A 21,463-nucleotide genomic window follows, 5' to 3' on the forward strand; every position below is an offset into this window, starting at 1 on the left:
GTTCTACGGTGCGGCGATCCTGATCCTGCTGTTCGCCGCGGTGGTCATCGGCTTCCCCCAGCGCGCCGGCGAATGGTTGCTGGCCGCACAGACCTGGGCCTCGCAGACCGTCGGCTGGTACTACCTGCTGGCGATGACGCTGTACCTGATCTTCGTGGTGGTCACCGCGCTTTCCGGCTACGGCAAGATCAAGCTCGGTGCCGACCACGACGAGCCGGAATTCAGCTACCTGTCCTGGGCCGGCATGCTGTTCGCCGCCGGCATCAGCATCACCCTGTTCTTCTTCTGCGTATCCGAGCCGTTGACCCACTTCCTCCAGCCGCCGCAAGGCGAGGCCGGTACCCAGGAAGCCGCGCGGCAGGCCATGGAACTGCTGTTCCTGCACTGGGGCCTGCACGGCTGGGGCGTGTTCGCCCTGGTGGCGATGGCCCTGGCCTACTTCGCCTACCGCCACAACCTGCCACTGGCCCTGCGCTCGGCGCTCTACCCGTTGATCGGCAAGCGCATCAACGGGCCGATCGGCTACACGGTGGACTGCTTCGGCATCATCGCCACGGTGTTCGGCCTCGGCGCCGACATGGGCTTCGGCGTGCTCCAGCTGAACTCCGGGCTGGACTACCTGTACGCCATCCCGCATACCCACCCGGTGCAGATGGCGCTCATCGTGCTGATGATGGGCGCGGCGATCTCGGTGGCGGTCTCCGGGGTCGACAAGGGCATCCGCATCCTCTCCGACATCAACATGCTGCTGGCCTGCAGCCTGCTGCTGTTCGTGCTGTTCGCCGGTCCGACCCAGCACCTGCTCAACACCCTGGTGCAGAACGTCGGCGACTACCTCGGCCACCTGCCGGGCAAGAGCTTCGACCTCTACGCCTACGGCGGTCCCAGCGACTGGCTGGGCTCGTGGACGGTGTTCTACTGGGCCTGGTGGATCGCCTGGGCGCCCTTCGTCGGCCTGTTCATCGCGCGCATCTCGCGCGGCCGGACGATCCGCGAATTCGTCTTCGGCGTGCTGTTCATCCCGCTCGGCTTCACCCTGGCGTGGATGTCGATCTTCGGCAACAGCGCCCTGGAGCAGGCCCTCGGCGGCGCCAGCGAACTCGGCCGGGTGGCCATCGAGCAGCCGTCGATGGCCCTCTACCAGATGCTCCAGAACTACCCCTGGAGCCGCGCGGTGATCACCGTCACTGTGCTGGTCAGCTTCGTCTTCTTCGTCACCTCGGCGGACTCCGGCACCGTGGTCCTCTCCACCCTCTCCGCCCACGGCGGCAGCGCCGACGACGACGGACCGAAGTGGCTGCGGGTGTTCTGGGGCTCGGTCACCGCGCTGGTCACCGGAGGGCTGCTGTTCGCCGGCAGCATCGACGCGCTGAAGTCGGCGGTGGTGCTGACCTCCCTGCCCTTCTCGCTGATCCTGCTATTGATGATGTGGGGCCTGCACAAGGCCTTCTACATGGAGTCGCAGCGCCAGCGGGCGCGGAGCCACTCCCTGGCGCCGCTGATGAGCGGCAACGGCAAGCGCTCCGGCGGCTGGAAGCGACGCCTGTCGCAGGCCGTGCACTTCCCCTCGCGGGACGAGGTGTACCGCTTCATGAACGATGTGGTGCGCCCGGCGATCAGCGAGGTTTCCGAGGTGTTCCGCGAGAAGGGCCTGGCGGTGGACGCCCAGCTCGACCCGGGCAACGCCTCGCTGAGCCTGGAGATCGGTCATGGCGAGCAGCATCGGTTCCTCTACCAGGTGCTGATGCGCGGCTACTTCACGCCATCCTTCGCGCGTGCCGGCATGGGCGGCCTGCACCTGAAGAATCGCCGCTACTTCCGTGCCGAGGTGCATCTCGCCGAAGGTAGCCAGGACTACGATCTGATGGGCTACACCAAGGAGCAGATCATCAACGACATGCTCGACCAGTACGAGCGGCACCTGCAGTTCCTGCACCTGGTGCGTTGAGTACAGGAAAAGGGGGCGCGCAGGGCGCCCCTTCCCTCATCCTCCGTCCCTGACCGCAGGGAATGACGCTAGCGGCAACATCCCATCCCCGTGCAGCCACGAATCCCTCAGCGCGCCAGCACTCGCCGGTAGAACAGCACGCAGATCGCGACGAATACCACCAGTCCCAGCCATTGGGCGATGCCCGCGAAGCCGGCGCCGGCCAGCGCCAGCGGCGCGTCCTCGCCGGTGGCGCCGATCACCCCGGCGAGCAGGATGCCCATCAGGCTCTCGCCGACGATCAGCCCCGAGGCCAGCAGCACGCCGCGTCGCTTCGGCTCTTCGGCATAGGTCTCTTCGTCGACCCCGGCTGCCGCCGCGCGCTTCTTCAGGGCATTTTCCAGCAGCCAGGAAATCAGCGCGCCGACCACCAGGGTCATGCCGATGGTCGGCGGCAGGTAGATCCCCAGGCCCACCGCCAGCACCGGCAGGCAGGCCTTGCCGGTACGGCGCAGGAGCAGGTCGACGAGGATCAGGGCGATGCCCAGGGCGACGCCGATGAGAATCATGTTCCAGTTCAGCGCGTCGTGGAAAATCCCGCTGGCGATCGCCGTCATCAGGGTCGCCTGCGGCGCGGCCAGGGCCTGGCCGGGGTCCATTCCCTCGCGCGGCAGGGCCCCGGTGAAGCCGTAGGCGCTGTAGAGCAGTTCCAGCACCGGGGGGATCACCAGCGCGCCGACGATGCAGCCGACGATCAGCGCGACCTGCTGGCGCCAGGGCGTGGCGCCGACCAGGTAGCCGGTCTTGAGGTCCTGCAGGTTGTCGTTGGAGATCGCCGCGATGGCCAGCACCACCGAGGTGGTAAACAGCGCCAGGGCGATCGCCAGCTTGCCGTTCTGGCGGTCCAGCAGGCCGCCCTCGATGCTGCCGAAGCCGAGTATCAGCAACGACACCAGGATGACCGCGATGATTCCGATCCCCGAGATCGGACTGCTCGACGAACCGACCAGGCCGGCCATGTAGCCGCAGGCGGCGGCGATCAGGAAGCCGAAGAAGAAGGCGAACACCACGCATACCGCCACCAGGCTCCAGAACTGCGGGCTGGCCATGTCCGGCGCGGCGGCACCGAGGAAGTGGCTGAAGACCACGAACAGCGAGACCAGCAGTATCCCGGCGATCAGCAGGATCCACTTGGCCGGCATGTCCAGCTCGGTGCGCAGGCTGCTCGCCTGGCTATTGCCGCGCACTGCCCCGAGGGAGGCCCAGACGCCCCGCACCATCGGCTTGAACAGGGTCGCCAGGGTCCACAGCGCGGCCACGCCGATGGTGCCGGCGCCGAGGAAGCGCACCTGCGAACTCCACAGTTGGGTGGCCAGGTCCGACAGGCTCTGGCCGTCGGCCGGCACGCTGTTGACGGTCAGCAACGGCACCGCGACGCCCCAGGAGATCACCACGCCGATGAGGATCGCGATGCCGGCGGTGATGCCCATCAGGTAGCCGGCACCGACCAGCGCCAGGGAAAAACCGGTGGAAAGGCGGAACGCCGCCTGCCCGGCACTGAGCCAGACGCTGAAGCCTTCGGCGAGAACCTTGAAGCCGCTGCTCCAGAGGCTGAACAGCGCCGCCACCAGGCCACCGCCGAGGATGTCGTAGAGCCCCGGCGCGTTACCGGCGGCACGCGGCGCGCGGGCGTCTTCCGCGTCCTCGGCGCCGTCGCTGCCGACCCGGAGGATTTCCGCCGCCGCCACCCCTTCCGGATACGGCAGTTCGCTCTGCACCACCATCACCCGGCGCAGCGGAATGGTATAGAGCACCCCGAGAATGCCGCCGATGGAGCAGATCGCCGCGGTCTGCCAGAACGGGAAGCCACTCCAGTAGCCGATCATCAGCAGGCCGGGAAGGATGAAGATGATCGAGGACAGGGTGCCGGCCGCCGAGGCCTGGGTCTGCACCATGTTGTTCTCGAGGATGTTGGCGCCGGAGAAGTAGCGCAGGACGGCCATCGAGATCACCGCCGCCGGGATCGACGAGGCGAAGGTCAGGCCGACCTTCAGACCGAGGTAGACGTTGGACGCGGTGAAGACCACGGTGATCAGCGCACCGAGGATCAGGCCACGCAGGGTGAGCTCTGGCAGGGTCAGCTCATCCGGGATGCGTTCTTGCATGGATGAAAACTCTCGAAACAATTGGACCCGCCAAGCTTAGGCGAGAGCGGCACGCCGGGACACGACAGCGAATGTCGCAGAGGCGACCTTTTCGAGAGCAAAAGCTGGCGGAACGGACAGTTGCCGGCGCGGGCCGCCGGAGGAAGCCCGCGCGCGGCGGCGTCAGAAGGGCTTGTCGCCGAGGATGGTGGCGCGATGCATGACCCGCCGCTGTGGCCGGTAGTCGTCCACCGCGTAGTGCTGGGTCACGCGGTTGTCCCAGAACGCCACGTCGTTTTCCTGCCAGCGCCAGCGCACGGTGAATTCAGGTCGCGTGGCATGGGCGAAGAGGAACGTCAGCAGCGCATCGCTCTCGGCCGGCTCCAGTTCGTTGATGCGGGTGGTGAAGCCATCGCTGACGAACAGGCCCTTGCGCCCGGTGACCGGATGGGTGCGCACCACCGGATGCGAGCGCGGCGGATTCTTCAGGCGGGCCTCCTCCAGGCGCGCCAGGTCGGCCTCGGTGACGCCGAAGCGCTCGCGGGGGAAGGACTTGCCGATGTCGTGGGTCGCCGTGAGGCCGTCCAGCAGACGCCGCAGCGGCGCCGACAGCGCCTCGTAGGCCGCCGTGCTGCTCGCCCAGAGGGTGTCGCCGCCGTACGGCGGCAATTGCTTGGCGGCGAGCACGGCTCCCAGCGCCGGGGTCTCGAGGAAGGTCACGTCGGTGTGCCAGATGGCATTGTCGCGCACGTCGGTGACCGCGGTGTCGAGGACGATGACCTCCGGCTGCTCCGGCACGCTGGGGTAGATCGGATGGATGTGCAGGTCGCCGAAGCGGGCGGCGAAGCGCGCCTGGCTCCTGGGCTCCAGCGACTGGTCGCGGAAGAACAGCACCTGGTGTTCGAGCAGGGCCTGCTCGATGGCCCGCTGGCCGGTGTCGTCCAGCGGCGCGCCGAGGTCGATGCCGGAAACGATGGCGCCCAGGGCCGGGCTGATGGGTTGGATGGTCAGGCTCATGTCGTGCTACTCGTCGGGCAGGTTGCGGGCGCGCCCTGCGCGCCCTCGCTCCGGCCTTCGCCGCGAGGGTGAAGGTCGGTTCGGGAATGACTCGGGACTCTCGCGTTCAGCCCCAGGCGGCGAAGCGCCGCTGGACCCAGCGCAGCCCCAGTTCGAAGGCCAGGGCGATGGCGGCGATCAGCAGGATGCCGACCACCACCACGTCGGTGGCGAGGAATTGCGCGGCGGACTGGACCATGAAGCCGAGGCCGCGGTTGGCCGCGATCAGCTCGGCGGCGACCAGGGTCGACCAGCCGACGCCGAGGGCGATGCGCAGGCCGGTGAGGACCTCCGGCAAGGCACTCGGCAGGATCACGTAGCGCACCACCTGCCAGCGGCTGGCCCCCAGGCAGCGCACCGCCTGCACCCGCGATCGGTCGACGCGACGCACGCCGGCGGCGGTAGCGATCAGCAGCGGCGCGAACAGCGCCAGGTAGATCAGCAGCACCTTGCTCAGCTCGCCGATGCCGAACCAGATGACGATCAACGGCAGGTAGGCCAACGGCGGGATCGGCCGGTAGAACTCCACCAGCGGATCGAGGGCCGCTCCGGCCAAGGGATTGAGGCCCATCAGCACGCCCAGCGGGATCGCCGTCAGCACCGCCGCGCCGAGCGCCAGGAGCACCCGCAGCAGGCTGGTGCCGACGTGTTGCAGCAGGCTGGCATCGAGGTAGCCCTCCTGCCATAGCCGTTGCAGGGCTTCGAAGAGCTGTTCGGGCGCCGGCAGGAACAGCACGTCGACCCAGCCGAAACGGGTCGCCGCCCACCACAGCAGGGCCAGGGCCAGCACGCTGGCACCGGCGGCCCAGCGCCGACGGTCGCCGGGCAGGCGCCGCTTGCGCGGGACAGGATTGGCGACGGCGAGTCCGAGGGTATCAGTGGGCATGTTCGGCCTCCGCGACATCGAGGAATTCGTCCAGCAACGCCTGGCGCAAACGGCCGAACTCGGGATCGGACTTGATCGAACGCACCGTTTCGCCGGCGGCGTAACGCCGCGCGAAGTCCACCGGCAGGCGCTTGACGATGCGCGCCGGCGGGCCGTCCATCACCACCAGGTCGGTAGCCAGGAACAGGGCCTCGTCGACGCTGTGGGTGATCAGGAAGAGGCCCTTGCCGGTCTGCTTCCACAGGTCCAGCAGGAGCACCTGCATGCGTTCGCGGGTCAGCGCGTCGAGCGCGCCGAACGGCTCGTCGAGCAGCAGGAAGTCCGGTTCGACCGCCAGCGCGCGTGCCAACCCGAGGCGTTGCCGCTGGCCGCCGGAGAGCTGGGCGACGGATTGCTCGGCGTACTCCTGGAGGCCCACCAGTTGCAGGACCTGGCGCGCCCGCGCGGTGCGCTCGGCCTTGCCCAGGCCACGAATGCGCAGGCCCAGGGCGACGTTGTCAAGGGCGTTGAGCCAGGGTATCAGGGCGTCGTCCTGGAACACCACGCCGCGCTCGCCGCCGGGCCCTTCGAGTGTCCGGCCGTCGATCTGCACGCGTCCCTGGTCCGGCGTCTGGAAACCGGCGAGGATGTTCAGCAGTGTCGACTTGCCGCAGCCCGAAGGACCCAGCACCACCAGCGACTCGCCCTTGGCCAGGCCCAGGCTGAGATCGCGGAGGATGGCGCGGCGCTGGCCGCGCTGTTCGAATGAGAGGCTGATCGCCTCGGCCGTCAGACGGCTCATGTGTTCTGCCCTCCGTAGGGTAAGAAAGCCTCCGCTCCGACAGGCCGGAGCGGAGGCGCGGAATTCAGCGCTGGCCGACCTGGACCTGCTCCGCCTGGCGCACGAAATCGGCGCTGACGTAGGGCGAGTAGTCGCCGAGGACGGCCGGCACGCGCTTCTGCTCCTTGAGGAATTCGGCAGTGCCGGCGATAGCCTTGGCGGTGCCGCCGCCGAGCAGGTCGGCGGACAGTTGCGCCTGGCTTTCCGGGAAGGTCGAGCCGGCCAGCAGTTCGGGGACGTCCCTGGGATCGGCGCCGGTCAGCCGGGCGATCTTCTTCACCGGCTCGGAGTCGGCGGTCCATTCGGCCTTGTGCGCGTTGTAGTCGGCGAAGGAATCGAGGCTGACGCGGGCGAAGCGGGCGACGATTTCAGGATGCTTCTCGGCGAAGTCCTTGCGCGCCACCCACACCTCGAAGGTCGGCGCGCCCCACTGGCCGACTTCGGCGGCGTCGGTGAGGACCTTGCCGCTTTTCTTGATCTCGCCCAGCGCCGGCGACCAGACGAAGGCCCCGTCGATGTCGCCGCGACGCCAGGCGGCGGCGATCTCGGCCGGGTTGAGGTTGACGATCTTCACCTTGGACGGATCGATCTGCCAGTGCTTGAGGGCGCCGAGCAGGCTGTAGTGGGAGGTTGAAACGAACGGGGTAGCGATGGTCTTGCCGACCAGGTCCTCGGGTTTCCCGATCCCGCTTCCATTGCGCACCACCAGCGCCTCGGCGGCGTTGATCTGCGCGGAAACGATGAAGGCGACGATCGGCAGCTTCCGCGAGGTCGCCGCTGCCAGCGGGCTGGACCCGATGTTGCCGAGTTGCAGGTCGCCGGAGGCGAGCGCGGCGATCACTTCCGGACCGCTGTTGAAGCGGCGCCAGTCGATCTTCTCGCCGATGGCTTTCTCGTACAGGCCATCGGCCTGGGGCACCTTGGTCGGGTCGATGCCGGTCTGGTAGCCGACCGTGATGTCGGCGGCCTGGGCGGCGACGGAAAGGCTGGCAAAGGCCAGGGCTGCCACCAGGCGGTGCAGGGAATTCGGGCGTTTCATCGGGCGAACCTCGGAGGCAACGGTGCCGCGCTCCGGAGGAGAACGGACCAGGGACGGGCAATGGGTGGCGACAGCGAGTCCGGTGGTCCGGTGCGATGCAGATTACAGATATAAAAAAAGCGATATAAATAATATTTTGGAATTAGTTTATGAGCGCGAATGCGCACCCGGATGCCCTTCCGCCCTTGCTCCATGCCCCCCGTCCCTACAGGGCCGCGCCCAGCAGACGGGCTTCCAGGGCCTGTCGGCGCAGGCAGGCGAGCAGCCCGGCGCGGGCCACCGCCTCCGCCTCGCTCGCCAGCAGCGACGCCGCCGCGCTTTCGCGGAATGTCAGCGCGCCGCCGCGGGCGAATGCCGCCTGGAAGGACTCCGCCGCCAGTTCGACAAGACGCAGCGCGAGGGCGAGGAGACGCGGCGCCTCTCCCTGCCCCGCCACGTCGCCCGGCACCCGCGCAGCCTGGCCCAGGTCGAGGTTAGCCTGGGCCAATCGGGTCAAGCCTTCGCGCAGTTGCCCGCACGGGGTCGGCGGCAGGCCGGGCGGCACCAGGATGTCCTCGGGATGCAGCCGCAGCCGCTGGTAATGCAGCCGCTGCCCGGCGGGCAAGAACAGCCCCGAGCCATCGGCGAGGCCGGAGATGTCGATGCCTGCCCGCCCCGTTTCGGCGACAGCGATCAGGTGAGCGCGGGAGGGCGCGTGCCAGGCTGAGATCAGCAAGCGATCCACGTCTTCCACGGCGAAGCAATCGCTACCCCGTCCACCCACCAGGAAACCGCCCCGCCAGTGCTCCTGCGCTTCGGGCTGGGCGCGCCGCAGATCGACCGCCTCGCTCCACAGCCAGCGGCGCTCGACGCTGGCCGGCAACAGGCGGCGCTGCTGTTCAGGACTACCCAGCAGGCGAATGGAAGCGATCTGCAGATGATGCAGGGCCAGGCGCCGTGCCAGCTCGAGTTCCTGCTCGGCCAGGTGGCGGACGCCAGCGAAGATTTCCCCCCAGCCCCGCTCCATGCCGGCGAACACGCGCGGCACTGCCAGCGCCAGCAGTCCACTGTCGCGCAGGCTTGCCGCCCAACCGGCCATGGGTCGCGGTGTCCTGGGGTCGGGCGAGTGGAGCCGGGCTTCGCTCATGCGGCACCTCGAACGGGGAGCGAGGGCCAGGCGTTGGCGCGAGGTAAGCAGGCTCTGGTGATGGAAAGGGACGGGATGTCCTGCTTATAACCCTAATGGATGAAACCCTAACCTATAAATAACCAATAATCCTTAACTAAGAACCGGAGGCATGCGCCCCTGGCAGAACCATGAGGATGCGTCGGGCAACCGACGCCGGCATCATTCCGGACAGCCGCGAAAACCTCTGTAACGGCTCTGTCATGCGCGTCGTGCGAGGAAACAAATAAGCGGAGAAAAGGGAACCTTATTCGCGCCAAGCTGTTTAAAATCACGCCCGTTTCTGTGCGAGGCCCCTCGCGCAGTCTTTTACCAAGGAGCTACACCACCATGGCACTGACCAAAGACCAACTGATCCAGGACATCGCCGAAGCCATCGACGCGCAGAAGACCACCGTTCGCAGCGCGCTCGACCAGCTCGCCGAGATCGTCAAGGACGCCCTGGAGAACGATGGCGAAATCACCCTGCCGGGTATCGGCAAGCTGAAGGTCTCCGAGCGTCCCGCGCGCACCGGCCGCAACCCGCAGACCGGCAAGGCGATCGAGATCGCTGCCAAGCGTGTAGCCAAGTTCGTTCCGGCCAAGGCGCTGACCGACGCGATCAACGGCTGATAACGGCCGCCGCATCCCGCACGGATGCGCAGGAAAAAAGCGCAGGAGCCTGGCCTCCTGCGCTTTTTTCGTTTTCGGGGAGCCGCTGGCGCTGCCGCCCTCGAGGTTTTCCGCCGGATATTCCTACGGCGTTTGCAGTTGCTCGAGCAACGCATGGCAATCGGCAGCGTGCCAGTCGGCCAGCTCCGGCCAGGGGTTTTCCGGCAGGTTGACCAGCACCGTGCGACTACCCGCGGCGCGTCCGCAGTCGAGGTCGAAACGGTAGTCGCCGACCATCACCAGCTCCGCCGGCGTCACGTTCCAGCGTCGGGCGATGCGCAGCAAGCCATCAGGGTCCGGCTTGGGCCGCGCCTCGCCGCGCCCGAGGATGTGCTCGGTGGGGAAGCAGCCGCCCAGGCCGATCGCTTCGAGGGTGATCAGCGCCAACTGGTGGTCGTTGCGGGTCAGGATGCCCAGGCGCACGCCGCGCCGCTGCAACTCGCGCACCAGTTCCAGTGCGCCCGGCGCCGGCCGCGCGGCCTCGGCCAGGGCGCGCTCGTGTTCGAGCAGCCAGGCGTGCTTGGCCGCCGCCTCGGCCTCGGGCAGGGCGGCGAGGTGCAGCAGGATGTCGTCCTGCTCGGGGATGTCCAGCGCTCGGCGGATCGCCGGGAAGTCGTGCACGGCCCGGGTCAGGGTGCCGTCCATGTCGAACACCCAGTGGCGGATGTCGGCCAGCCTCACGCCCAGTCCTCACGCTTGCGGATCAGGCCTTCCTGGCTCGACGAGGCGACCAGCTGGCCGCTCTGGTTGAAGATGCTGCCGCGCACGAAACCGCGTGCGTTGCCGGCCCAGGGGCTGTCGATGGCGTAGAGCAGCCACTCGTCCGCGCGCAGGTCGCGGTGGAACCACAGGGCGTGGTCGAGGCTGGCGACCTGCATGGTCTTCTGCCACACCGAAACGGCATGGGGCTGCATCGAGGTGGTAAGGAAACCGAAATCCGAGGCGTAGGCCAGCAGGTACTTGTGCAGCGCCGGGACGTCCGGCAGCTTGCCGTCGGCACGGAACCAGAGGTACTTCACCGGTTCGTCGGGCTGCGGGTCGTAGGGGTCGTGCTGGGTGACCGGACGAATCTCGATGGGCTTCGGATACAGCAGCTTGTCGCGGATGCGCTCGGGAATCCGCTCGGCGCGCTGGCGGGTCAGCTCCAGCTCCGAAGGCAAGTTATCCGGGCCGACTACCTCGGGCATCTCGATCTGGTGGTGGAAACCTTCCTCGTCGTACTGGAAGGAGCTGCTCAGGGTGAAGATCGGCTGGCCTTTCTGGATCGCGGTGACCCGGCGGGTGCTGAAGCTGCCGCCGTCGCGCACCCGGTCCACCTGGTAGACCACCGGCATGCTGGCGTCACCGGGACGCAGGAAGTAGCCGTGCATGGAGTGTACGTGGCGATCGTCCTCCACCGTCTGGCTGGCCGCCGACAGTGCCTGGCCCAGGACCTGGCCGCCATAGAGCTGGCGGAAGCCGAGATCCTGGCTCATGCCCCGGAACAGGTTCTCCTCGATGGGTTCCAGGCTCAGCAAAGCCACCAGGTTGTCCAGTATCTGGGTCATGGGGTGTTTCCTCGAATTCGGGCTGTCGACGGGCTAGTCGCGGCGCAAGGCCGGGTACGCGGGCATGTTGCAAAGACGAGTGTCCCACACCGCGCGGCCGAGGGTGAAATGGTAGAGACTGGCCATGGACTCATCCGTTAGTCCAAGCAGCTCATGCACCAGGGGGTCGTAGTAGCAGCCGATACCCGTCCCAGACAGCCCAGCGGCCTCCGCCTCGAGGTAGAGCAACTGGCCGAGCTGCCCGCACTCCCAGTACAGCCGCGGATAGCACCAGGGGCCTTCTTCGAGCGCCGCGCCGAGATGGGCGAGCATGGCGAGCGCGACGCAGCCGTCGCCGGCGATGTCCTGCTGGCAGGAGAGATACGCCGACAGCGCGCGCGCATCGCCTTCCTGCAACAGGTACAGCGGCAACTCCGGATCGACGCGCTGCCAGAGGAAGTCCTCGCGCATCGGCGGCCGCCGCAGGCCGCTGCGATCCAGCCAGTACAACCCCGGCACCAGGCCCCGGACGCGATGGACGAACAGCAGTAGATCGACCCGCGCGGCCTCGCCGGTGACCGCGAAAGGCACCGGCGAGCGCTCCGGCAGCAGCCTGCGCAGCCAGGCCCGCAGCAGTTCGACATCGATGCCGGCGCGCCCGTCCATGCGCTGCGCGCTACGCCGCCGATGCAGCAGCGGTCGCAGCGGCAGGCCGGGGTTGTCGTTGCCGGGCTCGCCCGGTGCGACCCTCCACGGGCGTGCCGGCAGGCGCGGCGCCCGGCATAGCCCATGTATCCGCTGCAACTCCGGCCAGTCCCGGTACTCCCGCGACAGCCGGTTCGGTGCGCCGGCCAATGGCAGGGCCGCCAGCCCTTCGCACAGGCGCGGCGAAAGGGAAGGCTCCTGCGTGAGCGCCGGCCCGATCCAGAACAGTGCGTCGACGCTCTCGCACTCGGCGAAGCCGTCCCGGTCAAGGCCGAACAGGCCGTCCAGTGCGCTTTCGGCGACGCCGCGCAGCAGGCGCATCTCCCAGCCCTGGATCGCCGCGGCGATCGAGAGGCAGGCCAGCGCGTGGCCGAGGTCATGCTGGCAGTAGCGATAGGCTCGCTCACCGTATTTCCAGGCCTCGCGCCAGGGCACGCTGGTCAATGCCAGGAGGCAGCCGCCGGCCGGCAAGCAGTCATCCAGCAGCGAAGCCAGCGGCGCCGGCAGTTCGCCGCGCACCTCCAGGGCATGTTTGTCGGGACGGTAGTGGGCGAGCAGTGGCGCCGGCTCCAGGGTACCGCCGGGAAGCAGCAGGTAGGCTTCGGTGGGATGCAGGTTGCCGCTCGACGGATTGACCCGTAGCGCCCAGCGAGTGCCGCCGGCCTCCTTCCAGGCCGACAGCGCCAATCCGTCGTAGAGCATCTGCGAGAGGCTGCGGCGATCGAGCCGGGAGGGCGCGGCCGCCGGCCCGGAAAACACCCCGTCGTAGGGTGGCGACTCCTCCAGCGGCCGATGCAGCAGTTCGACTTGCCGGCAGCCCCGGTACTGGCGGAACGGCGCCGGCTGGGTCGCCCAGTCCAGTCCGCCGGGACCGGGAGCGTAGCGCTCCGGGCGATGCATGCTGAGGCGATGGTAGGAGAGCACCTCGCCGCCGCCGTCGCCCATGTTCACCGCTCCGCCCAGCGGGCCGCGTCGACGCGATAGAGGATATGCCGGCGCATCGGGTGATCCGCTGCCAGGAGTGGGTGGTCGAAATCCTCGGCCGGATCGCGACGCATGCCCAGGCGCTCCATCAAGCCCCAGGAGCGGCGGTTGGGCGGCGTGGTGAAGGCCACCACCTCGGGCAGGCGCAGCCGCTCGAAGGCGAAGTCCAAGGCGGTTTCCGCCGCTTCGCGGGCGAATCCACGGCCCCAGTAGGCGGGCGCCAGGCGCCAGCCGATCTCCACGGTCGGGGCGAAGTGCACGTCCATGGTCACGTCGAACAGGCCGGTGAATCCGATGAACGCCGCCTCGCCCGGTAGCTCCAGGGCCCAGGGCCCGTAGCCACGCTCGGCAAAATGCGCCTGGACGCGATCGACCAAGGCGTCGCTCTGCGCGCGGTCGAGCACACTGGGGAAGAATTCCATTACCTGCGGGTCGGCGCACATCTCGGCGAACGCCTCGCGGTCGCTGTCGCGCCAGGCACGCAGCAGCAGGCGCGGGCCATGCAGTTCAGAAATGGCGGAAGGGGGAAGGTTCGCGTTCATGGGAGGCCTTTTCGGAAACGGCCGACTCATCTGCGAAGCCAGTCCTCGCGCGTCAACCGGTACAGCACATGATGCCGCAAGCGGTGGCCGGGGGGCAGGTCGGGATGCTCGAAGTCGTCGGTGGGATCGCGATGCATCCCCAGGCGCTCCATCAGTCCCAGGGAGTTCTCGTTGGCCGGTACGGTGAAAGCCACCACCTGGTCCAGGCCAAGGGTATCGAAGGCGTAGCTCAGCGCCGCCTCGGCCGCCTCGTGGGCGAAGCCCTCCGCCCAATGCTCGGCAGCGAGACGCCAGCCGATGGCCACCGCGGGTACGAAGGGCGCATCGAAGTCCACGACCTCCAGCCCCACGTAGCCGATGAAAGGATCGCCGCCCTTGACCTGCAGCGCCCACCAGCCAAAACCGTGCTCGGCGAAGTGCGCGTCGATGCGGCGCAGCAACGCGTCGCTCTGGGCGCGATCCAGGCAGGACGGAAAGAACTCCATCACCCGCGGGTCGGCATTCAGCTCGGCGAACCTGGCTCGGTCCTGCACCAGCCAGGGCCGCAGGATCAGACGGTGGGTATACAGCCGTGGCGAGCGCAGATGCTCGATGCTCAGGCTGGTCAGGTCGGCCATCGCTTGGTTCCTTTCGTTCAACGCACTCCAGAAGGACTATCTGACCGCAGGAATCGGCTGGGGTGCCCGCGAGGGCGGTATTCCGATCTTTGGTCAGGCTTCGCGGAAAAGGCTACCCAACCGGAGTGTAGTCTTTTCCGCGTCTGGACATGCCCGATCCTCGGGCAAAGCGATGACGATTGGTTTACCGCCCGGGCAACGGGCGCAAGCCACGTCAATCCGTGCACTCTTCCACCAGACTCTCGTCCAGGGCGAGGATCGCCAGTTTCACCCCAACGGCGCACTCCTCCACCCAGGCGAACGAGGCGTTCGGGCTGAGGCAGGCATCCTCGAGGCGCCGGCAGCTTTCCACCAGTTGCTCGCCACGCACCACCCTCGCCGCGCCCTTGATCCGATGCGCCAGCTCGGCCAGTTCGCCGGTCTCCTGGCGTTGCACCAGTCCCTCGAGGGTCTCCAGGTCCTTGCGGTTGCTGGTCAGCAGTTCATCAAGCAGCCGCCTGAGCATCGTCGGCTCGCCGCCGGTCAGCGCATGCAGGGAATCCAGGTCGTAGAGACGGGGGTCCGACGGTATCGCGACGGGTTCGGCGTCGATGGTGACGGGCAGGTCGTCGTCGGCAAAGCCCAGGGCCAGAAGACGCTCCTCGAGAACATCGAGGCCGATGGGCTTGATCAGGCACTCGTTCATTCCAGCCTGGATGCAGCGCTCGATCTCCTCCGGCTGGGCGTCCGCGGTGAGGCCGATGATGACCACCGGTTCCTCGCCATTCTCGCGCTCCTCCTGGCGGATCGAGCGGGCGAGGTCGGAGCCGCTCATCAGCGGCATGTGACAGTCGGTGATGACCATGTCGAACGGTTGCCCATGCCACAGGTTGAGAGCGCTCAGGCCGTTTTCCGCCTCCTCTACGTCGTGGCCGAGGAAGCTCAGCTGTTGATGGAGGATCTGCCGGTTGACCGCATGATCGTCCACCACCAGGACCTGCAACCGCCGCGCCTGGCGATTGCCGAGCGGGATCGCCCGCACGCTCTCGACGATCGGTTCCAGCACTTGCAGGCGCAGCTCGACGTCGATCCGCGTCCCCTGCCCCAGCTCGCTGCTCATCACCAGGCGCCCTCCCATCATTTCGCACAGCGAGCGCGAGATCACCAGGCCGAGCCCGGTGCCCTCGGTGTTCTGCAGGTTGCGGTTGACCTGGGCGAAAGGCCGGAACAACTGTTGCTGGTCGCCCAGGGAAATACCGATGCCGGTGTCTTCCACACAGAGATTGACCTGCAACAGCGACGGCTCCACCTGGCGGCCATCGATGCGGATGCGGATCGAGCCCTCGTCGGTGAACTTGATCGCGTTGCTGACCAGGTTGGAGAGGATCTGCTTGAAGCGCATGGCATCCAGCAGTACGTCGCCGTTGATGCTCGAATCGATCTCCAGCACCAGGCTCAGGCGCTTTTGCCGGGCCAGGCCTTCGAATACCCGTGCCACCGATTCCACCAGCTCGCGCAGGTTGGCCCGTTTCGGCGACAGGCTGAGGCGACCTGACTCGATGCGGGCGATGTCGAGAATATCGCCGATCAGCTCCAGCAGGCTCTTCGCCGAGGCATAGGCGATCTCGATGCTGGAACGGTCCACCCGACCGGTCTCGGCACGCTTGAGCGCCAGTTCGAGGATGCCGATCACCGCATTCATCGGCGTGCGTATCTCGTGGCTCATGGTCGCCAGGAAGGTGGTCTTGGCCCGGCTCGCTTCGTCGGCCAGGTTCTTCGCTTCTTCCAGTTCGTCGATCAACTGGCGGTGCTCGGTGATGTCCAGCCAGCCACAGATGACACCGCGGATGGTCCCGCTGGAATCGCGGAACGGCTGGATCCAGTGGTCGATCCAGCGCTCCCGGCCGCCCAGCGCCACCGGGTAGACCGCCTCGATGGTCCTGCCCTCGCGCATGGCCATCAGGTAGCTGCGATGGAACTCCGGAGCGGTCTCGAAGTTTTCCATGGGCAGCTCGAGCACGGTGCGGTTCATCACCTCCTCGGAACTCAGGCCGACGCTCTGCAAGTAGCTGCGGTTGCAGGACAGCATCCGTCCGTTGACATCGCGCACATACAGCGGCGGGGGCATGCAGTCGGTCAGGGCCTCGACGAACCGCAACTGGTCGCTGAGCGCCTGTTCGACCCGCGCGCGCGCCCTGATCTGCCGGCGCTGATAAGTGACCCAGCCCAGGCAGAACAGCAGCAAGGCCGCTGCGATCGCCAGGATCTCGGTGATCACCAGGATGTAGTCGACCCAGGTCTGGCCGCTCATTCCCGGCGGCGAGCGCCAGCGATTGACGATATCGCTCAGGTCGTCCGGCGAGATGCTCAGCAAGGCCTTGTCGAGAATCGACTGGAGTTCGGCGTCGCCTCGGCGAACGGCGAAGTGGGCGGTGGCCGCGCCGATGGGAACCAGGTCGGCGATCGCCAGCCTCTCGCGGAACAACCGGACGATGTAGTAGCGAGCGGTGACCAGCGGCACCACCGCCGCGTCGGCCCGCCCTTCGTAGACCAGGTTCATGGCATCCAGCGCGACGCCGACCTCCACCATCGAGGCCTGCGGATAGCGCTCGCGCACCTGTTGCATGCCCACATGGCCGGCGGGAATCGCTATGCGCTTGCCGTCGAGGCTTCCGGGGCTCTCCGCGCGTCCCTTGTCGTCCGCCCGGGTGACGAGGACGTACGAGGTGGACAGGAACGAGCGGGTGAAACGCAGCATTTCCTCGCGCTTGCTGCTGCGGCTCATAATCGCCAGGTCCGCCTCCTTCCTGGCCAATACGCCGATCTGCTCGGGGAAGCCGCCACTGCGAGGCGTGACCTGGAAATGCAGGCCGGTGCGGCGGGAAATCATGTCCAGCAGGTCGGAGGCGATGCCCGAGAAGGTCTCGTCGGAATTGAAGAAGGCCAGCGGCGCCAGGTCGTCGTTGATGACCAACCGCACCACCGGGTGGCGAGCGATCCAGCGACTCTCCTGCGGCGTCAGCGCGATACGCTGGCCCGTTGGCAGGGAACCGCTGCCGACCCAGCGCCTGGCGATGCTTTCGAGACGGTCCTGGTTGATCGCGCCGATGGCCGAGTTGACGACGCGCAACAGGTTCGTGTCGCCGCGACGAAGGAGGAAGCCGTAGCCCCCTTCCAGGCGGGCATCGGCAAACCGCTCGAACCTCACGTAGCCGTAATAGGACCGATTGATCCGGTGGTAGGCGCTGAGCACATCGTCGAGATACAGGTCGGTATGTCCGAAAGCCACCGCGGCAACGGCCTCGTCATGGCTGCCGAAGACCACGAAACGCGCCCGCGGGAAACGCTGGCGCAATTCCCCGACATGCTCCCGGGCCACCGCCACGCTGAGTCCGGCGAGATCCTCCGGCGAGTTGCGCTTTTCCCCCATCCGCTTGAACACCGCCAATCGGTCACGGGCGTAGGGTTGGCTGAGCACCAGGGAAGAATCGCCCGCCGAGCTGTAATGGCTGCCAAGCAGGTCGATCTTTCCGGCAGCGAGCGCCGCCACGGCATCCGCATGGGTATCGAAGCTCACGACCTTGATGCGCATGCCGAGCAACTGCCCGACCAGCGTGGCGACGTCCGCCGTTATGCCTTCGTAGTTCTCGTCGTCGAGCCGGACGTTGAAGGGCGAGGTCTCGTCCAGCGCCGCGCCGAGCCTCAGGTGACCCTTGTGGCGCAGCCAGGCCCAGTCGTCCTCGGCGATCGCCATGTCCTCGTGCTCGATGCGCAACTGGCTGAACAGCGTCAGGGACGGATGCGCTTCGACGGCGAACAGGCGTCCGCCCGACAGCAGCAGGCAGAAGAACAGCAGGAATAGTTTTGATCGCATGAAAGGTCTGTGCGGCAGGGCCGGCAGTTGTATGGAAAGGAAACGCGTCCGGCGCGAGGCCCGGCGTTCGGCTAGCGGCAGCCGAGGCCAGGGCGGCGGCGTCAGGATCCGGAGCAATAGTCGAGAAAGTGCTGTTCCGGCATCGGGCGGGCGAACAGGTAGCCCTGGGCTATGGAGCAACCGAGTTCGATCAGGCGTACCCGTTGTTCGTCGCTCTCCACCCCTTCCACCACCAGGGAAATTCCCAGCGCCTGAGCCAACGCCACGACACTGCTGATGACGGCGCAACTCCTGGGCTGGGTCTTCATCTTCTGGACGAAGGTTCTGTCCAGCTTGATCTGGCTGAAGGGAAACTCGCAGAGCCGGTCGAGGGACGAATAGCCGGCGCCGAAATCGTCCATCGCCAGGCCGCAGCCCATGATCCGCAGACGCACGAGGTTCTCCAGGCTGCTGGCAGGAGCGCTGATCAACCCGGTCTCGGTGATCTCGAACATCACCGAACTGGGCGGCAGGTGGAACTCGGTCAGCAACGCCGAGATGTTCTCGGCCAGCGCACGCGAACCCAGTTGCGAAGGATGGACGTTGAACGCCAGGTTGATCGGCTGCCCCAACTGCGCCAGCTTCCTGCGCGTCGCCAGACCCTGGCTGAACAGTTGCCAGAACAGCTTGTCGACCAGGTTGTAGGTTTCCATCACATAGAGGAAATGCGACGGCGGCAGTACGCCGAGATGCGGGTGGTTCCAGCGTGCCAGGACCTCGGCGCCGATCAGGCCGCCGCCATCCAGGGCCACCTTGGGCTGGTAGTAGGCTTCGAACTCGCCGTTGTCGAGGCCGCGCACCACGTCCGCCACGGAGGGCAGCTCGGCGACTTCGATCTGTCGCGGCAGGTCCTGGCGACGAGCGTTGTAGCGGGTCAACAGGGCGGTGATCCGCTCCAGGCTGAATGGCTTGCCGAGGTCGCCGAGAAAATTGAGGCCCAGGCACTCGATCATCGAAATGGTGGCCTGGCGCAGGATGGGATCCACCTCGCTGCTGAGGATCACCGAATGGACCTTGCCGCTCAGGCTTGCGTGGCGAAGGAACGCCAGGCCGTCCATGCCGCTCATCTGCAGGTCGCAGATGGCGATGTCGACGTGTCCGCAGGACTCCAGGATCGCCACCGCCTCCTTGCCGTCCGCCGCCTCGAGGATCGATCCGGGCACCACTTTCTTCAGGGCTGTGACGGCTACCAGGCGCTGAAAAGGCTCATCCTCCAACACCAGAACATTCAAATCATTCATCACGGTCCACACAGGGTTTCCAGGAAATACCGGCGATATACTGCTGTGTTTCCCTTACTAGACCTATGGGACAAGTCCCCATGTTTTGTGGGAATTTTCCTACTGATTTGGAGGTTCGGTTGGATTAGCATGGTTCCACATGAAAAACCGAATCGCCCCGCCTCAACAGGCTATTCTGGACGGCGATCTCGGCCTAGCGCCCAACATGGATGACCACCGGCGGCAGCGCCCGGGAAATCGAATCCCGACCCTGCCCCGGTCCCTCAAGGTAAATCGAATTTATGCATACCGTCCTGATCGTCGACGACCACCCCGTCATCCGCCTCGCCGTGCGCGTCCTGCTGGAAAAGCATGGTTTGCAGGTGGTGGCCGAGACGGACAATGGCGTGGATGCCATCCAGTTGGTCCGGGAGCACGAACCGGACGTGGTGATTCTCGACATCGGCATTCCCAAGCTCGACGGCCTGACCGTGATCTCGCGGATCAAGTCGCTGGAACTGCGCACCCAGGTGCTGGTACTCACTTCACAATCCGCAGAGGCGTTCTGCAAGCGCTGTATCCAGGTCGGCGCCCGTGGGTTCGTCAACAAGGAAGAAGACCTGAACAACCTGATCAACGCCCTGAACGCGGTGACCGCTGGCTACACGTTCTTTCCTTCGCTCACGTTCGATACCCTCGGCACCCCGCCGGAACGCATTTCCGAAAGCGAGCTTATCGGCCTGCTCTCCGACCGCGAGATGATCGTCCTCCAGCACCTCGCCATGGGCTATTCGAACAAGGCCATCGGCGAGAAGCTGTTCCTCAGCAACAAGACCGTCAGCACCTACAAGACCCGCCTGCTGCAGAAGCTCGGCCTGGGTTCGCTGGTCGACCTCGCAGAGTTCGCCAAGCGCAATTCGCTGATCCACTGACCTGGCGCTTGGCTGTCGAAGCCAAGGCCTAGCGCACCTTCGGGCAAGCGCGACCGGAAGCCGTTCCTGCCACGCGACGAGCGTCGGCGGATTTCCACAAAGCATGTGGAACCGCCTGTGGATAAGGTGCGAAAAACGCTTCGCGCAGCGCATCGTGCCTGGCCTTGCGACGGTTGATCAGTTCCTGACCAGGCGCACGGCGAGCGGACCAGGTGGCATCGACAAGGCTCGGAGGCGGTCTTCGCCTCGGTTACACTGCACGCCGGTTTCCCCAGGTCTCGCTCGTCGTCCACATGCCCAGTCAAGCATCCTCCCTTTCCCCCCAGGTCGCCATCGTCGGCGGCGGTCCCGCAGGCCTGATGGCCGCGGAGGTCCTGAGCCAGGCGGGCGTACGCACGGAAGTGTTCGACGCCATGCCCTCGGTCGGCCGGAAATTCCTCCTAGCGGGCGTCGGCGGCATGAACATCACCCATGCCGAGGCCAGGGAACAATTCCTCGGCCGCTATGGCAGGCGCCAGAAGGAAATCGCCGCACTGCTCGGCGAATTCGACGCGGATGCGTTGCGCGCCTGGATCCACGGCCTGGGTATCGACACCTTCGTCGGCAGTTCCGGCCGGGTGTTCCCCTCCGACATGAAGGCCGCGCCGTTGCTCCGTGCCTGGCTCAAGCGCCTGCGCGAGCAAGGCGTGCTCATCCACACCCGCTGCCGTTGGCTGGGCTGGAACGCGGACGGTACGCTGGACATCCAGAGCGCCGCCGAGCGCCTGTCGATACGGGCCGACGCCGTGATCCTGGCGCTCGGTGGCGGCAGTTGGCAGCGCCTGGGCTCCGACGGCGCCTGGGTGCCCCTGCTGCGTGCCCGCGGCGTCGAGGTCGAGCCCCTGCGGCCAAGCAATTGCGGTTTCGAGAACGGCGGCTGGAGCGAGCTGTTTCGCGACAAGTTCTCCGGCGCTCCGGTCAAACCGGTGGCCATGGGACTGGCGGGCGAAACGCCGCGCCAGGGCGAATTCGTCGTGACCCGCGACGGTATCGAGGGCAGCCTGGTCTATGCCCTCTCCGCCGCCATCCGCGAAAGGATCGAGGCACAGGGATCGGCCGAAGTATGGCTGGACCTGTTGCCGAACAGGCGTCGCGAGCAGATCGAGGCAGCCCTGGCTCGCCCGCGCGGCTCCAGGTCGATGGCCAATCACCTGCGCAGCCAGTTGGGCATCGATGGGGTTAGGGCCGGCCTCCTGCGTGAACTCACCCCCGCCGCCACCTATGCCGAGCCGGCCCGCCTGGCGGCGGCGATCAAGCGCCTGCCGCTGACGCTGCTGCGCCCGCGTCCGCTGGACGAAGCGATCAGCAGCGCCGGCGG

17 protein-coding genes are annotated in these 21,463 nt (G+C 66.9%); 4 read left to right on the plus strand and 13 right to left on the minus strand.

Annotated features, from left to right (window positions below):
- The coding region (gene betT, locus FFS27_RS09935; RefSeq protein WP_121493185.1) for a choline BCCT transporter BetT at window positions 1–1,948 on the plus strand (1,948 nt) is incomplete at its 5' end.
- A gap of 107 nt (window positions 1,949–2,055) precedes the next feature.
- Here the strand turns inward: betT and FFS27_RS09940 are convergent.
- From FFS27_RS09940 to FFS27_RS09965, 6 genes are all read right to left on the minus strand, one after another.
- Window positions 2,056–4,092, minus strand: coding sequence for an OPT family oligopeptide transporter (locus tag FFS27_RS09940; protein ID WP_023100830.1), 2,037 nt, complete (start codon window positions 4,090–4,092; stop codon window positions 2,056–2,058).
- A gap of 162 nt (window positions 4,093–4,254) precedes the next feature.
- Window positions 4,255–5,088, minus strand: a complete 834-nt coding sequence (tauD, locus tag FFS27_RS09945; protein ID WP_023100829.1) for a taurine dioxygenase — start codon at window positions 5,086–5,088, stop codon at window positions 4,255–4,257.
- A 106-nt stretch (window positions 5,089–5,194) separates the two neighbouring features.
- Window positions 5,195–6,013: an ABC transporter permease subunit gene (locus FFS27_RS09950; RefSeq protein ID WP_003114312.1), complete on the minus strand. Its 819-nt coding sequence runs from the start codon at window positions 6,011–6,013 to the stop codon at window positions 5,195–5,197.
- Window positions 6,003–6,794: a taurine ABC transporter ATP-binding protein gene (locus FFS27_RS09955; RefSeq protein WP_021265244.1), complete on the minus strand. Its 792-nt coding sequence runs from the start codon at window positions 6,792–6,794 to the stop codon at window positions 6,003–6,005. Before FFS27_RS09955 ends, FFS27_RS09950 begins: the two co-directional genes overlap by 11 nt.
- A gap of 64 nt (window positions 6,795–6,858) precedes the next feature.
- Window positions 6,859–7,872, minus strand: coding sequence for a taurine ABC transporter substrate-binding protein (gene tauA, locus FFS27_RS09960; RefSeq protein WP_003114314.1), 1,014 nt, complete (start codon window positions 7,870–7,872; stop codon window positions 6,859–6,861).
- A 205-nt stretch (window positions 7,873–8,077) separates the two neighbouring features.
- Window positions 8,078–8,998: a hypothetical protein gene (locus tag FFS27_RS09965; RefSeq protein WP_023082203.1), complete on the minus strand. Its 921-nt coding sequence runs from the start codon at window positions 8,996–8,998 to the stop codon at window positions 8,078–8,080.
- Between the two features lie 324 nt (window positions 8,999–9,322).
- On the opposite strand from FFS27_RS09965, the gene FFS27_RS09970 reads away from it, so the two are divergent.
- Complete coding sequence (locus tag FFS27_RS09970) at window positions 9,323–9,649, plus strand: HU family DNA-binding protein (protein ID WP_223198316.1); 327 nt, start codon at window positions 9,323–9,325, stop codon at window positions 9,647–9,649.
- Between the two features lie 123 nt (window positions 9,650–9,772).
- On the opposite strand, the gene FFS27_RS09975 is transcribed toward FFS27_RS09970, so the two are convergent.
- The 7 genes from FFS27_RS09975 to rocR all read right to left on the minus strand — a co-directional run bounded on the left by FFS27_RS09975 (window position 9,773) and on the right by rocR (window position 19,195).
- Window positions 9,773–10,369 carry an HAD family hydrolase gene (locus FFS27_RS09975; protein ID WP_003107576.1) on the minus strand — a complete coding sequence of 199 codons (597 nt, stop codon included), beginning with the start codon at window positions 10,367–10,369 and terminating at the stop codon, window positions 9,773–9,775.
- Entirely contained in the window at window positions 10,366–11,235 is an 870-nt protein-coding gene (gene tesB / locus FFS27_RS09980) for an acyl-CoA thioesterase II (protein WP_003093084.1), read from the minus strand. The genes FFS27_RS09975 and tesB overlap by 4 nt, the downstream gene beginning before the upstream one ends.
- A 33-nt stretch (window positions 11,236–11,268) precedes the next feature.
- The gene (locus FFS27_RS09985; RefSeq protein ID WP_009313394.1) at window positions 11,269–12,864 is read right to left on the minus strand and encodes a SagB/ThcOx family dehydrogenase; all 1,596 of its coding nucleotides are present in this window, start codon (window positions 12,862–12,864) and stop codon (window positions 11,269–11,271) included.
- 2 nt (window positions 12,865–12,866) lie between these two features.
- On the minus strand, window positions 12,867–13,445 hold the full coding sequence (locus FFS27_RS09990; RefSeq protein WP_003110395.1) for a GNAT family N-acetyltransferase: 579 nt from the start codon (window positions 13,443–13,445) through the stop codon (window positions 12,867–12,869).
- A gap of 26 nt (window positions 13,446–13,471) precedes the next feature.
- Window positions 13,472–14,062: a GNAT family N-acetyltransferase gene (locus tag FFS27_RS09995; protein ID WP_003110394.1), complete on the minus strand. Its 591-nt coding sequence runs from the start codon at window positions 14,060–14,062 to the stop codon at window positions 13,472–13,474.
- Window positions 14,063–14,276: 214 nt separating this feature from the next.
- A complete protein-coding gene (locus tag FFS27_RS10000; protein ID WP_003093089.1) occupies window positions 14,277–17,915 on the minus strand; it encodes a transporter substrate-binding domain-containing protein in 3,639 nt (1,212 codons plus the stop codon).
- Between the two features lie 101 nt (window positions 17,916–18,016).
- Complete coding sequence (rocR, locus tag FFS27_RS10005; protein ID WP_003106013.1) at window positions 18,017–19,195, minus strand: two-component system response regulator cyclic di-GMP-specific phosphodiesterase RocR; 1,179 nt, start codon at window positions 19,193–19,195, stop codon at window positions 18,017–18,019.
- A 281-nt stretch (window positions 19,196–19,476) separates the two neighbouring features.
- Here rocR and FFS27_RS10010 point away from each other — a divergent pair, with 281 nt between their 5' ends.
- Entirely contained in the window at window positions 19,477–20,106 is a 630-nt protein-coding gene (locus tag FFS27_RS10010; RefSeq protein WP_015502382.1) for a response regulator transcription factor, read from the plus strand.
- A 359-nt stretch (window positions 20,107–20,465) separates the two neighbouring features.
- The coding region (locus tag FFS27_RS10020) for a TIGR03862 family flavoprotein (RefSeq protein ID WP_256659466.1) at window positions 20,466–21,463 on the plus strand (998 nt) is incomplete at its 3' end.

Source organism: Pseudomonas sp. 2VD, from assembly GCF_005503585.1.
Lineage (GTDB): Bacteria > Pseudomonadota > Gammaproteobacteria > Pseudomonadales > Pseudomonadaceae > Pseudomonas > Pseudomonas aeruginosa.

Bases quoted from the DNA above. Each gene is read 5' to 3' on its own strand.
- FFS27_RS10010 (WP_015502382.1), top strand. From the start codon at position 19,477: ATGCATACCGTCCTGATCGTCGACGACCACCCCGTCATCCGCCTCGCC.
- FFS27_RS09985 (WP_009313394.1), bottom strand. From the start codon at position 12,864: ATGGGCGACGGCGGCGGCGAGGTGCTCTCCTACCATCGCCTCAGCATG.
- FFS27_RS09995 (WP_003110394.1), bottom strand. From the start codon at position 14,062: ATGGCCGACCTGACCAGCCTGAGCATCGAGCATCTGCGCTCGCCACGG.
- FFS27_RS09990 (WP_003110395.1), bottom strand. From the start codon at position 13,445: ATGAACGCGAACCTTCCCCCTTCCGCCATTTCTGAACTGCATGGCCCG.
- FFS27_RS09965 (WP_023082203.1), bottom strand. From the start codon at position 8,998: ATGAGCGAAGCCCGGCTCCACTCGCCCGACCCCAGGACACCGCGACCC.
- FFS27_RS09950 (WP_003114312.1), bottom strand. From the start codon at position 6,013: ATGCCCACTGATACCCTCGGACTCGCCGTCGCCAATCCTGTCCCGCGC.
- rocR (WP_003106013.1), bottom strand. From the start codon at position 19,195: ATGAATGATTTGAATGTTCTGGTGTTGGAGGATGAGCCTTTTCAGCGC.
- FFS27_RS10000 (WP_003093089.1), bottom strand. From the start codon at position 17,915: ATGCGATCAAAACTATTCCTGCTGTTCTTCTGCCTGCTGCTGTCGGGC.
- tesB (WP_003093084.1), bottom strand. From the start codon at position 11,235: ATGACCCAGATACTGGACAACCTGGTGGCTTTGCTGAGCCTGGAACCC.
- FFS27_RS09940 (WP_023100830.1), bottom strand. From the start codon at position 4,092: ATGCAAGAACGCATCCCGGATGAGCTGACCCTGCCAGAGCTCACCCTG.
- tauA (WP_003114314.1), bottom strand. From the start codon at position 7,872: ATGAAACGCCCGAATTCCCTGCACCGCCTGGTGGCAGCCCTGGCCTTT.
- FFS27_RS09955 (WP_021265244.1), bottom strand. From the start codon at position 6,794: ATGAGCCGTCTGACGGCCGAGGCGATCAGCCTCTCATTCGAACAGCGC.
- tauD (WP_023100829.1), bottom strand. From the start codon at position 5,088: ATGAGCCTGACCATCCAACCCATCAGCCCGGCCCTGGGCGCCATCGTT.